The 11,503-nt window shown below is 60.9% G+C and carries 18 protein-coding genes; 6 read left to right on the top strand and 12 right to left on the bottom strand.

Annotated features, from left to right (window positions below; genetic code table 11):
- Positions 1–325: 325 nt before the first annotated feature.
- The 11 genes from FS320_RS29980 to FS320_RS29930 all read right to left on the bottom strand — a co-directional run bounded on the left by FS320_RS29980 (position 326) and on the right by FS320_RS29930 (position 7,793).
- Positions 326–625 (bottom strand): ferredoxin family protein, encoded by a 300-nt coding sequence (locus tag FS320_RS29980; RefSeq protein ID WP_152715906.1) that lies wholly within the window; start codon positions 623–625, stop codon positions 326–328.
- Between the two features lie 15 nt (positions 626–640).
- Positions 641–1,948, bottom strand: coding sequence for an FAD-dependent monooxygenase (locus tag FS320_RS29975; protein ID WP_152715904.1), 1,308 nt, complete (start codon positions 1,946–1,948; stop codon positions 641–643).
- A gap of 11 nt (positions 1,949–1,959) precedes the next feature.
- Positions 1,960–3,060, bottom strand: a complete 1,101-nt coding sequence (locus tag FS320_RS29970; RefSeq protein ID WP_152715908.1) for an electron transfer flavoprotein subunit alpha/FixB family protein — start codon at positions 3,058–3,060, stop codon at positions 1,960–1,962.
- Between the two features lie 16 nt (positions 3,061–3,076).
- Complete coding sequence (locus FS320_RS29965) at positions 3,077–3,928, bottom strand: electron transfer flavoprotein subunit beta/FixA family protein (RefSeq protein WP_152715903.1); 852 nt, start codon at positions 3,926–3,928, stop codon at positions 3,077–3,079.
- A gap of 184 nt (positions 3,929–4,112) precedes the next feature.
- A complete protein-coding gene (gene nifW, locus FS320_RS29960; RefSeq protein ID WP_152715901.1) occupies positions 4,113–4,496 on the bottom strand; it encodes a nitrogenase stabilizing/protective protein NifW in 384 nt (127 codons plus the stop codon).
- Positions 4,493–4,969: a beta/alpha barrel domain-containing protein gene (locus tag FS320_RS29955; protein WP_338105542.1), complete on the bottom strand. Its 477-nt coding sequence runs from the start codon at positions 4,967–4,969 to the stop codon at positions 4,493–4,495. The genes nifW and FS320_RS29955 overlap by 4 nt, the downstream gene beginning before the upstream one ends.
- Entirely contained in the window at positions 4,954–5,223 is a 270-nt protein-coding gene (locus tag FS320_RS48475) for a hypothetical protein (protein WP_244627480.1), read from the bottom strand. The genes FS320_RS29955 and FS320_RS48475 overlap by 16 nt, the downstream gene beginning before the upstream one ends.
- A complete protein-coding gene (gene nifS, locus FS320_RS29945) occupies positions 5,220–6,449 on the bottom strand; it encodes a cysteine desulfurase NifS (RefSeq protein WP_152715897.1) in 1,230 nt (409 codons plus the stop codon). The genes FS320_RS48475 and nifS overlap by 4 nt, the downstream gene beginning before the upstream one ends.
- 11 nt (positions 6,450–6,460) lie before the next feature.
- The gene (locus FS320_RS48470) at positions 6,461–6,646 is read right to left on the bottom strand and encodes a NifU family protein (protein WP_244627479.1); all 186 of its coding nucleotides are present in this window, start codon (positions 6,644–6,646) and stop codon (positions 6,461–6,463) included.
- On the bottom strand, positions 6,624–7,448 hold the full coding sequence (nifU, locus tag FS320_RS47095) for a Fe-S cluster assembly protein NifU (protein ID WP_244627478.1): 825 nt from the start codon (positions 7,446–7,448) through the stop codon (positions 6,624–6,626). Before nifU ends, FS320_RS48470 begins: the two co-directional genes overlap by 23 nt.
- A 24-nt stretch (positions 7,449–7,472) precedes the next feature.
- Positions 7,473–7,793, bottom strand: a complete 321-nt coding sequence (locus FS320_RS29930; protein WP_152715893.1) for an iron-sulfur cluster assembly accessory protein — start codon at positions 7,791–7,793, stop codon at positions 7,473–7,475.
- A gap of 529 nt (positions 7,794–8,322) precedes the next feature.
- Here FS320_RS29930 and FS320_RS29925 point away from each other — a divergent pair.
- The 6 genes from FS320_RS29925 (at position 8,323) to FS320_RS29900 (ending at position 10,696) form a co-directional block, all read left to right on the top strand.
- Positions 8,323–8,547, top strand: coding sequence for a hypothetical protein (locus FS320_RS29925; protein WP_152715892.1), 225 nt, complete (start codon positions 8,323–8,325; stop codon positions 8,545–8,547).
- 126 nt (positions 8,548–8,673) lie between these two features.
- Complete coding sequence (locus FS320_RS29920; protein ID WP_152715891.1) at positions 8,674–8,967, top strand: hypothetical protein; 294 nt, start codon at positions 8,674–8,676, stop codon at positions 8,965–8,967.
- A 52-nt stretch (positions 8,968–9,019) separates the two neighbouring features.
- On the top strand, positions 9,020–9,199 hold the full coding sequence (locus tag FS320_RS50345; protein ID WP_152715890.1) for a BrnA antitoxin family protein: 180 nt from the start codon (positions 9,020–9,022) through the stop codon (positions 9,197–9,199).
- A complete protein-coding gene (locus FS320_RS29910; RefSeq protein ID WP_152715889.1) occupies positions 9,192–9,404 on the top strand; it encodes a hypothetical protein in 213 nt (70 codons plus the stop codon). The genes FS320_RS50345 and FS320_RS29910 overlap by 8 nt, the downstream gene beginning before the upstream one ends.
- A 379-nt stretch (positions 9,405–9,783) precedes the next feature.
- Positions 9,784–9,912 (top strand): hypothetical protein, encoded by a 129-nt coding sequence (locus tag FS320_RS49895; protein WP_274597235.1) that lies wholly within the window; start codon positions 9,784–9,786, stop codon positions 9,910–9,912.
- A 277-nt stretch (positions 9,913–10,189) separates the two neighbouring features.
- Positions 10,190–10,696 carry a hypothetical protein gene (locus FS320_RS29900; protein WP_152715887.1) on the top strand — a complete coding sequence of 169 codons (507 nt, stop codon included), beginning with the start codon at positions 10,190–10,192 and terminating at the stop codon, positions 10,694–10,696.
- 12 nt (positions 10,697–10,708) lie between these two features.
- Here FS320_RS29900 and FS320_RS29895 read toward each other — a convergent pair whose 3' ends face one another.
- A complete protein-coding gene (locus tag FS320_RS29895) occupies positions 10,709–11,344 on the bottom strand; it encodes an OmpW/AlkL family protein (protein ID WP_152715886.1) in 636 nt (211 codons plus the stop codon).
- Positions 11,345–11,503 lie beyond the last annotated feature (159 nt).

The raw sequence follows: 11,503 nt of genomic DNA, 5'->3' as shown, positions 1-11,503 counted from the left end.
CGGGGCCAGGACCTCAGAGATCGCGTCGATTATGCTGAGCGAAATTTCCGCCGTGCACATGGTTTTGATCGGTGGTTCAGGCCGAGTGTTCCGAGGTCCGACGTCATCGACCCGATCCCGCAGCATGTGGGTCATGGACACACCGCAGGGCTGGTCCAGGGGGCTCCTCCCCAGCGCCTTTTTGTATTCTGAATTCCGACAACATAGTATTCACGCCCCCTTTTGAATTTTAAGTGCGAGAGGGTTCTTAGCAAGATTGATACGGTGTTGGGCCGCAATTGCGGGTGTCTCCCAGTTCACGCTCTTAAAACGGTGCGTACGCCAGTCAGCCGAACTTGAAGAGGACACCGAAGCCGCCGCGTGGATAGTTCCACTCGATCTCGCCCGACGCCTCGCAGAGCATGCGGCAGGTGCCGCATTCCATGCAGCCGTCGGCGGTGATCTCGACTTGGCCTTTGTCGTTCAGCTCGTAACACTTGGCCGGGCAGACGCGTGTCAGTGCGATAAGATTGGGACTCGGCTTCTCGTGCGGACGCACCTTGATGTGCGGGCCCCTGGCATCGACCAAGTAGCGGTTTAGGAAGAGCTTGTCCTCGACGCGGAGTTCGGCCACTGCGATCGTCATCTCGTTGCTCCTTATTTAGCGCCAAGCGAACGCCAGGCGGACCACGTCGCTGACCATGCCCCAGCGCGAGCGCGCCTTGATGAAGGCGGCCGTGGTCGCCTTTTCCATCTCGATCTTCGGCGTGCCGTCGACGCGCAGGAAGTTCTGCGCGGCCTGCGATATCAACTGCGGATAGGTCATGAAGAAATTGCAGGAATTGGTATGGAGCAGGGCCGGCATGTCCTTGTATTTCTTTAGATCTTTGACAACAAAGGAGTTGTCCAGCATGGTCTTGTAGAGGGCGAGGTTCTCCTTGGTCATAGGGCCCCTGCGGCTGTTGACATGGAAGATCGCCTCGCCGGCGATGCGGCCGGAGGTCATGGCGAGGTTGGAGCCTTCGCGGTGCACGGCATTGTTGAGCTGCGCCGCGTCGCCGACGACGAGCCAGCCGTCGCCGAAGAGCTGCGGGATTGCCTTGTAGCCGCCCTCGGGAATGAGATGGGCAGCATATTCCTTAACCTCCGAGCCGGCGATCAGCGGCCGGACCGACGGATGGCGCTTGAAGGCTTCGAGAAGCGTGTAGGGGCTCTCCATCGTGGAGGCGAAATCGGAGACCAGGCAGCCGATGCCGAGCGAGATCGACTCCCTGTTGGTGTAGAGGAAAGCCAGTCCGGTCATGCCGCGCGAGATGGTGCCGGCGGCTTCGATCACGCAGCCTTCATTGCCCTTCAGGCCGAAGCGCTCTCCGATGACCTCTTCCGGCAGGAAATGCATCTCTTTGACCGCGAGCGCTACCGTTTCCGGCTTCGGCATCTCGCGCAGGCCCGCGCGGGTGCCCAAAAGGCCGCTGACGCCTTCGGCAAGCACGACGACGTCGGCGAAGATGATGTCGCCGACGCGGTCGGTGCGCACGCCGATCACCTTGCCCCTGGTGTCGTGGGCGAGCTCGGTCACGGTGGTCTCACAGAGTACGGTCGCGCCGGCCTCGCGCACCTTGCGCGAGAACCATTTGTCGAACTGGGCGCGGATGATAGTGTAGCGGTTGGGCTTGGCCTCGTTGAAGTCGCCCGACCGGTAGTGCATGCCGGTGTGGGAGGTATTATCCATCATCCAGAAGCGCTGCTCGACGGGGTGGCGCTCCAGCGGGGCGTCCTCGCGAAAGTCTGGGATGATCTTCTCCAGCATATCAGCATACATGATGGCGCCCTGGACGTTCTTAGAGCCCGGATATTCGCCGCGCTCCAGCTGCAGCACCTTCATGCCGCGGCTCGCCATGGTGTAGGCGGCCGCATTGCCGGACATGCCGGCCCCGATGACGATTGCGTCGAATTTTTCCGCGGTCATGGCCGTCTCCGTCAGCTGGCGAGCTTGTCGCGATTGTGCGGCGAGAGCCGCCGCGTGAAGGCTTCCGTCAGCGCCGGCAGGAAGCGGATGGCATCGATGACAATGCCGAGGTGGGCGAAATCGAAAATCGGGGCGTTCGGGTCGGTGTTGATAGCCACGATCAGATCGGCTCCCTCGACGCCCACCCGATGCTGGATAGCGCCGGAAATCCCGACCGCTATGTAAAGCTTCGGCCGGATGGTCTTGCCAGTTTGGCCGATCTGCCGATCAGCCGGCATCCAGCCCTTCTGGACCAGCGGGCGCGAACAGCCATATTCGGCGCCGATTGCCCGCGCGAGATTCTTCACAAGCTGCAGGTTCTCCACCGCGCCGAGGCCGAGGCCGCCGGCCACGACGACGTTGGCATAGGCGAGATTGGCCTTGGCCGACTGGTTGTCGGGCAGGAATCCGAGGATCTTGGTGACGACATCTTCCTCGGCCATGGCCAGCTTGTGCTGGATGACCCGGCCCACCGGCTTGTCCACCCGCTGCGGCATGGCCATGACCCTCGGTCGCACTGTGGCCATCTGCGGCCGGAAGTTGAGCGTGTAGATCGTGCAGAGCAGTGAGCCGCCGAAGGTCGGCCGCGTCGCGGCTAGCGAGCCGTCGGCGTCGACGTCGAGCGCGGTGCAGTCGGCGGTGAGCCCTGTGAGCAAGGTCGTCGCCACGGAGCCGGCAAGATCCCTGCCAAGCGCGGTCGCCCCCAGAAGCAGGATCTCGGGCTTGTAGGTGTTGAGCAGGTCGGTCATCGCCCTGGTGAAGGGCTCGTTGCGGTAATGGGCGAGCAGCGGGTCCTCTATGACATAGGCGAGGTCGGCGCCATAGGCGAAGGCCTCGGCGAGCGCATGCCACGTCGCCTCGCCGAGCACGACGGCAGCGAGCTCTACCTCGAGCTTGTCGGCGAGCTTGCGGCCTTCGCCGAGTAGCTCGAAGGAGACGGGATGGACTTGGCCGCGCTCCAGCTCGATGAAGACCCAGACGTGCCGGTAGTCCTTGAACTGCTCGGGCAGCTCCTTCTTTATGCCGGCACGGCCGGCGGCGGGAGGAAGGGTTTTTCGGTTCGCTGTCGACATCATCTGTTCCTTGCCGTCACGGGCCGCCATCGACGGCGAGTTCCTGTTCCAGCGCCGGCTGGCGGGTGAAGATTGCAGCAATCAGCTCGTCAGCGAGATCGCGCAGCGACTTATCGGTGGTGTCGATTTGCGCCGCCTTTTCCGCCCGACTGGTCGGGGCGAAAACGCGCTTGACTACCGTCGGCGAGCCGCGCAGGCCGCATTTGGTGAGGTCCGTAATGCCGGCGTCGGCCGCACTCCACTTCACGATCTGGCTGTGCGCGGCGCGCAGGGCGTCGTCGAGCGAGCCGCGGCGGATCTCGTTGGTGCCTTCCAGCATGGTGATGAGGCAAGGGAGCCTGCTCTTCAGCATCTGCATGCCGCCTTCCGAGCGGCGCTCGACCGTGATCTCGTGCGCATCGAGATCAATGGAGGCGATCTTCGCGACATAGGTGAGCTGCAGGAGGTCGAGGCGCTTGGCGATGCCGGGCCCGACCTGGGCGGTGTCGCCGTCGATCGTCTGCTTGCCGGTGAAGACGATGTCCGGCGTGCCGAAGGTCTCGCCGACCTTCGCGATAGCCTGAGAGAGAGCGAAGGAGGTGGCCAGCGTGTCGGAGCCGGCAAAATAGCGGTCGGTCAAGAGCACCGCGCGGTCGGCACCGTAAGTGAGCGCCTTGCGCAGCGCGTCCTCTGCCATGGGCGGACCCATCGTAAGCACGGTGACCTCGCCGCCATGGGCGTCGCGCAATCTGAGTGCTTCTTCAAGGGCGAACAGGTCGTAAGGGTTGATGATGGTCGGCACACCCTGGCGCATGATCGTGTTCGTCACCGGATGGACGCGGATCTGCGCGGAGTCCGGCACCTGCTTGATACAGACTACGATGTGCATGGCGGTCTCTCTGGCTCCTTTCCGGATGCTGGCTTGGTGGTTCATCGCATTCCTAGCATCATTCGTGCCAACCGTTTTGCATTCCCCTATGCCTTTGAAATGCGGTTGTTTTCTTCTGAAGGCGCCATCGTGGTGACCGGATTTGTCGGCTTCTCGACATTGTCGCGTCGCAACCGTGTCGCGCTCATTCCTGCCCGAACAGCGTCAGGACGGAGTCGAACGGGACGAACGTGCGGCCCGGCGTGGCGGGTTTGTCCGGATCGTTGTCTCTAAGCACCTTGAAGACCCGGTGAGTGAGCGGCGAGGACGTCGCAAAGTCCTCATAGGCACGTTCCAGCATGATGCGCACCCGCGCGGCGATTACCCGGTCGGAGAGATCGGAGAAATCCACTTCAGCGAGGTATTGCCCCATGCGCTTCATGATATGGAGTCGTGAGACATTGAGCACCTTCGGGTCATAGGAGACGCCAAGGACTGCGAAGAACTCCTCCGCAGCTGACAGGCCCTCTAGCCGCGCGAGAAAGTCGGTGACCTCGATGGGACGGCTGTTGGCGGAATCACTGCTCATTGCATTCTCCCCCTCAGAAACGATGATGTCGGGTGCGTTCGCCGCAAGCTGACGCTGCAGCCGTGAAATTCGAGGTCGACGGGAGACTGGTCCGCGACCTGGGCGGCAAATTCGACGGTCGAAAAGGGGTCGAGAACACCGACCAAGCCGGACAGCCTGACACGGCTTGCGCCGGCGCGCGCGGCCGTCTCGATCACACGGGCGGGATGATCCCGGGCGGCCCGCGAGGCATCCTCGCAGCCCACCGTGACGAAGAAGCCGCAGGCAGCTGCGCGCCCGACCATGTGCTCAATGACGTGAAGCGCTCCCGCCCGATCAAGGCCGAGCTTGGCGGTGAGTTGGATGTCCGATGCAGGCAGCGACAGATTGACGGCGGCGATACCGCTCTCGATTGCTGCGTTGAGATCCTCCGATCTCATTCGGCACCAGGTCTTAGTTGCGTGAAAGCGCTGACGTGTTACTCGTTGAAGCAATTTTGTGTCGTGCAGGACTGGATTGGCCGGATATTTCTCGGTGCAGACGCATGAAATTGTACAAATAGTGCACCAAGATCGGGCCAGTTTGAGTTTGATACAGCCAGGGCCGTGAGCCGAACCGGGAGACGCAGCGCGCCCGCGGCGCGAATTGCTTTGATCTCGTCGGCGCTCATGGCCGTCGTGAAGGCGACACCGGGTGCCTGCGCGCCGTCGCGCAGGGTCGTATCGTTGAGAAAGACCGAACGTTTCATGAGCGGCTGTCAGCTCTTCTGCCCCTCGGGCCTAGACCGGATCGAAGCTCTTCGGCACTTCGTCCCCCGGTCCCGAACGGGGAAAGAGCACGCAGCTTCTCCACGATTCCGGGTATGACCTCGAGCACCCGGTCGACATCCTCCTCGCCGTTGTCACGCGAGAAGGAGAAGCGGATCGCCCCGCGTGCCGCGGTGTAGGGGATGTTCATCGCCCTCAGGACATGGCTCGGCTCCAGCGAGCCGGAGGAGCAGGCGGAGCCGGAGGAGCAGGCAATGCCCTCGCGATGGAGGAGAAGCCGCATGCCCTCGCCTTCGCATATATCGAAGGCGATGTTTGCGGTGTTCGGCAACCGCTCCAGCGAATCGCCAGTAACGAAGGCGTTTGGGATGCGCTGGAGAAGTCCTTTTTCCAGACGGTCACGGAGCGCCTTTACCCGTGTGTTCTCGTCGTCCATGAAGTTCAAGGCGAGTTCGGCCGCCTTGCCGAACCCGACTATGCCGGGCGTATTCTCTGTGCCCGCCCGCCGGTCGCGCTCCTGGTACCCCCCCTTGATCAGTGAGCGGAAGCGCACGCCACGCCTAACATAAAGTGCGCCGATCCCTTTCGGGCCGTGCAGCTTGTGGCCGGAGAGCGACAGCATGTCGATTGCGGTCGATTTCAGGTCCATCGGGAGCTTGCCGGCGGCTTGCACTGCGTCGGTATGGAAAAGGGCGCCGACTTCCTTGGCTAACTCAGCAAGCTCGACCACGGGGAAGATTGTACCGGTCTCGTTGTTCGCCCACATGATCGAGACGATTGCCACGTGCGGCGTGAGAGCGGCCCTGTAGGCGTCGAGGTCGAGCCGGCCCTGGCTATCCACTGGGATCCTGTGCACCTTGACGCCGCGCGTCTTCTCAAGATGCGCGCAGAGCGTTAGCACGGCCGGATGCTCGACCGCGGACGTCACGATCTCTGTGCGGCGAGGCATCACCTCGAGCGCCGAAAGGATCGCCGTATTGTCGCTTTCCGTCCCGCCCGAGGTGAAGGCGATCTCATGGTCGTACTCCGCGCCGATCAGCGCTTGCACCTGCCGACGCGCCTCCTTCACCGCCGCACCGACGGAGGCACCAAAACCGTGCATCGACGAAGGGTTGCCGAAGTGATCCGTAAAGAATGGCAGCATCGCTTGAACGACTTCAGGATCGACTCGTGTCGTTGCGTTATTGTCGAGATAGATAGGCCTCATGGGCGCGATCCTCAGCTAACCGGAAGGACGCGAAGCGCGAGCCCGGTCGCCTCATTGAGCTTCTGGCGCATGCCGCTGATGGTGACCGAGGCGGGCTGGCAGCCGATGCAGGCGCCCGACAGTTTGACGTGGACCTGGTCGCCGTCGACATCTACAAGTTCGCAATCCCCGCCGTCAGCCCGCAGGTAAGAACGCATGTCCTCGACAGCGTTTTCGATCAGTCGAATTCGCTGCAGCGTCGTCATTTGATGGCTGGCGGCTTTGGGTCCCGCTGAGAGCTGAACTGTTTCGGGTGGCAATGTTCTCGCATCCCACCTGACGCGATCGCCGGTTCCGGACTCGACCTCGATCTTGCCTTGTTACTGAGGGCGCGGACATCCGTTGCGCCGGCCGTATAGGCCTGTTCTGCCGTAATGAGGTCTTCGGCGACCATCGCTGCATGGACCCGGACAAGCACTTCCTCGATGGCTTCGAAGCATGTGAGGCAGCCGCCGCCAGCCTTTGTCTAGTGCGTGACCTGCTCAATGGTGTGAGCCTGTTAATACGGACGGCCCGCTCGATCACCCGTTCGTTGACACCGAAGCATTTGCAAACGAGGGCACCGTCCTCGTGATCGTCGCCCCATTCCTCGCCGCGGTAGTTGGCGATCGCAGCCTGCCGTGCCTCATAACCTATCACCGAGCAATTCATCCTCTCCGGCGGCAGGCCACTGAGAAAGTCCGCTATGTCCTGATCAGTGATCCGGCGGGTTTCATCGACGGTTTTGCCGATGATGAGTTCGGTAAGCGCCGACGAGGAGGCGATCGCAGAGCCGCAGCCGAAGGTCTGGAATTTCGCGGCAGTAATCGTCTCCGTCACCGGATCGACGCTGATCATCAATTTAAGCGCATCGCCGCAAGAGATGGCGCCGACCTCACCGACGGCATTGGCCGTTTCCAGAACGCCGGCATTCTTCGGGTTGAAGAAGTATTCCTTGACCTTGTCGCTATAGTCCCACATGGCCCTTCTCCCTGTCTCAGGCGATCAGCCGAAGGACTTGCCGCAGGCGCACTTCTCGCGCGCGTTGGGATTGTCGAAGACAAAGCCGGAGGATTCAAACCCCGTGACGAAGTCGACGGTCGTGCCGGCGACATGGGGTTGGGAGCCTACGTCGACGAACACCTTGACCCCGTCTGTCTCGATGACCGCATCGCCCTCGCGCGAGATGCTCTCCAGGCCTAGCAGGTATTGGAAGTCGGCGCAGCCGCCGGCCTGGACCGTGATACGCAAGCCGTCCGCCGGCTTGGCGGCGCGGGAAAGCGCGGTCTTCACCGCGGCGACGGCATTGTCGGTGAGCGTGATCATGGGACGATTTCTCCTCACTCCGTGACGCATGTGCGGAGAGCTATGCATGTCCCGTGCCAAGGGGAGCCTCAATTCAAAACACTATAATGGCTCTAATGCTGCGATGCCGCCTGTCCGACAATGTCGACTATCGGGTGATGCGGAGCGCGGTGGAATAACGAGTGAAGTGCGCTGTTCCCGTGGAGCAATCCTGTCCGCCACTCCTGGGAAAACGTCAGGCAACCCACACCAACTGTCGGGTTTGTCGAGTCCGCGACACGGTGGTGTTCGGCTCGGCTTCCTGCCGCACTCTCAAGCCATTGACCAGTATGCAGAACATTATTTCTGAGGCTCTTCCTGCGCAGTTGGCACGACTTTTGAAGATCCCCCGTCGGGAGCCGGAAGGGGTTGCCCACGTAGCTCTGCGGGGCAGCAGGTCCGGATTGCGGAGCAATCCTGATAACGGCTGAGTTTTGCCATCTCGAAAACCTGATGAATTCTGAAATTGCAGGGAGATCGAAATGCTTTATAAAGCGGACGGAACTGAGGTATGGCCGCGGACCTCGACAAAGTCGTCGTATTTGTCGCTTGCCGGTGTCATCGAATCCTCGGAAGACGATGCCGCAATTCGGCAACGCTGCGTCGGGCCTATGAGCGGCTTTTCGGCATCGCCTCCGACGATGCAGTTCTGGCGCTGAGATTCGAGGATGGCAGCGGTTTGGTCTTCTGCGCCCGCTCCGACAAGAACTGCGCCTTGCTGCTGCCAGGAAATTGATCATGGCTTGGAGAAGCGAAAACCCTGTGCTGTTCTCGAAAACCTCGTCGAAGTGATCGGGAACAGCTTGGATGGAATCGGCCGACATGCGAGTGCTAGGACCGGTTGCTGGATATCCATCTTAGCATGCCAATCCGGGAAGAACTGCCGAAGTACGCAGTCTATGTTCCCACCCGCAACATCATGCCGGATCGTGACGCAGCCCTGGCCGACAGCATCGATCTGTCCCGGCTGAGGGATTATGGCGAGCATCTGATCGATTCCGATCCGCACTGCCTCAATCTGGGCAGTCCGGCCCGACGCCGCGAAATCCTCGGCCGGTACCATGTACGGCCCGAACCCTTTGCAGAGGCCAATACGACGGCCAATGCCATTCTCAGCCGTTTCGAGAAATCCATTGGCATTGCTTTGAGCCAGTAGACAGTAGCTCCACCTCTGATACCGCATTGGCGCTTAGATAGGGAGAACATCAATGATCACACATCAGACAGAACATTTGGTCCTTACTTCCATGCGACCCGAGCACGAAAAGGAATCATTCAAATTGCATATCGCCCTGGATGTGCTCGCGTACTTTCAAGAGGGCGGTCTAGGCTGGCAGGAGCGCCTCAGCGCACACCTGCGCAGAGCAGCCGGCAAGTCCAATGGCTGAAGCCCGTGCAGCCGCAGAAGCTGAGGTGCTGGAGCACCGCGGCTATCAGATCCGCCTCAGCCCAACTGGCCTGAAATGGATGGCCGTCGTGGCCCGGCCGAAGCAGCGCCCGACCTTGATCATGGCTCTCGATCGCGATGCTGCCATCGCCAAGGCCTACGAGTGGATTGATCGACGGCTTGCATCTGACAAGTCACCAGTATGACCTACAGCCTGTTCCAGATGGCGCCCGGCGCCTATGACCTCCTTCTGAATGGAGAGGTTGTGGGGAGCGTAGTGCGCAGCAGCTTATACCAGCCTTACACTTGGACAGCGGAACTGCTTGAGGATTTAGCTCCCGCTCGAAGGCCTGCACCCTTCACTGAGATTGAACATATCTTCGCCTCGTTGGAGGAACTCTGTGATTGGCTCGGTAATGTACAGATGGAGACCGGACGGGACGCTGATCCGCATTCACAGATAGTTCAGTTGTGGATCCGCATCTTAGCTTGAATTTGGCCATTTCTGACGGGTGATTTGCGAGCGCGGGGCGGCGAAGCGAACAATGCGGTAGGCTGGCGGAGTTTCACCCATGAGACACCGCCATGCCGGACCTGTCCGCCCGCTTCGCCGCGATCATCTTAGCCTTTGCCCCGCTCCTTTGCCTCCGAACCTGGCGCCATGCCGAGGTGCTGCTCGTCGGGCCATCCTGGCGCCCGGCAAACGCACCGTGACGAGCCTCCTGCGCATTTCCGGCCGCAGTCGCGAGCCTCACTTTGTCAATTATTACCGCGTTCGCAATCGCGCACGATGGAGCAGCCGCCGCGCCGCTCACCTGCTCCCTGGATTGCTGATCGACACCTTTGTCGCAACTTGTCCGGTGATCCGCATTTACCAAGCTCATGATGGCTCCCACTCCAGGATGAGGAGTTTGCCAGCAGCATCAAAAGCGGAGCAAGACGAGTCCTGCCACTCGACGACTACGAGCGACGCCTCGACCTGGAGCAGCGCGTGGAGGCGCGGGCTGATCAGGAGGATCTCCTGCGCAACGATGCGCAGCGCCAGCATCAACTGGCCGGTATCGCAGCCTCCCTGGAGGCCCCTCGCGAGCGGCTGCAGCACGGGCTGGCGAAGGCCACCTTTGAGCAGCGCCGGCAGCTTGTGCTACTGCTCGTTCACCGCGTCGTCGTCACGAACGACGAGCTCGAAATCCACTATGTGCTGCCCATCAGCCTTGCGAGTGAGCACGTCCGCTTTTGCCAATTGCGTAAAGACTACTTCAACCACCCATCTGCGTGGCAGCGGCTGAAAGCTCTGTTGCTCGGACAGCCTGCGCACGATCTCGATCACGAAGTCCCGACAGGCCGCCTGGCCCATCAATCTCCCGCGATCGTAGCGGAAAAGAACAGATCTCGTAAGGATTGCAACATGATCGCGATCAAGCTGCAGCCACAGAGGTGTGCCCCACAGAGCGAAAGAGACTTCGATTTCGAAGCCTCTTCCGGAGATTCGAGCTGAAAGTCAGCTAGCTCAGAACCGGTAAGTCACGCCGGCGCTGATCAGCCACGGATCGATCTTGACCTTGCCATTGATCGCGCCGTCATTGACACTCACATCGGGCTCAAGGAAGATCTTCTTGACGTCCAGGTTGATGCCCAAATGCTTGTCGATCATGATGTCGACGCCGGCCTGTAGGGCGAAGCCAATCGTGTTCGCGAGATTGAATTTTTCAAAGCTGCCTTTCGCCTTCTCGCCGAAGAAAAAGGTGTAGTTAATGCCCGCGCCGACGTAAGGCTTGACCATGCCGAGATCAGTGAAGTGGTATTGCAGCATGAGGGTCGGCGGAAGCAGCCACACATCGCCGATCTGGACATTGTCAAGGCTGCCAGCCCCCTTCACCCGATGAGGCGTCACGCCGAAGATGAGTTCGGCCGCCAAATTGGGCGTGAAGAAGTATGAGATGTCCAGTTCGGGCACGACCGAGGTCGAGATGTCGACATCGCCGCCCACGTTCAGACCGGCATTGGGTTGTGGATGAACGACGAGGGCACGTCCACGGATCATCCAGGGGCGGAAGGTTTCGACAGCGACAACTGGAGCGGCGGGCGCCTTGTTACGGCCAAGCAAATCAGAAGCCTGGGCAATAGATGTGGCGCCGGCGAGCATCGTTCCGGACTAGAGCGCGTTGACATTCAGGCTTTCGACGGACTCGCAAATCTGATTCAAGCTCCTTTTGGGCGCGGAGGCTTGGGTGAGCGGAGTTCGTCTGATGTTGAAAGATCACCAGTGGGATCGGATGGAGCCGCATTTGCCGGGCAAACGCAT

It is taken from the genome of Microvirga tunisiensis, from assembly GCF_009296175.1.
GTDB lineage: Bacteria > Pseudomonadota > Alphaproteobacteria > Rhizobiales > Beijerinckiaceae > Microvirga > Microvirga tunisiensis.
The sequence above is the reverse complement of the archived record's forward strand: the minus strand, read 5'-3'. Positions and strand labels throughout refer to the sequence as shown.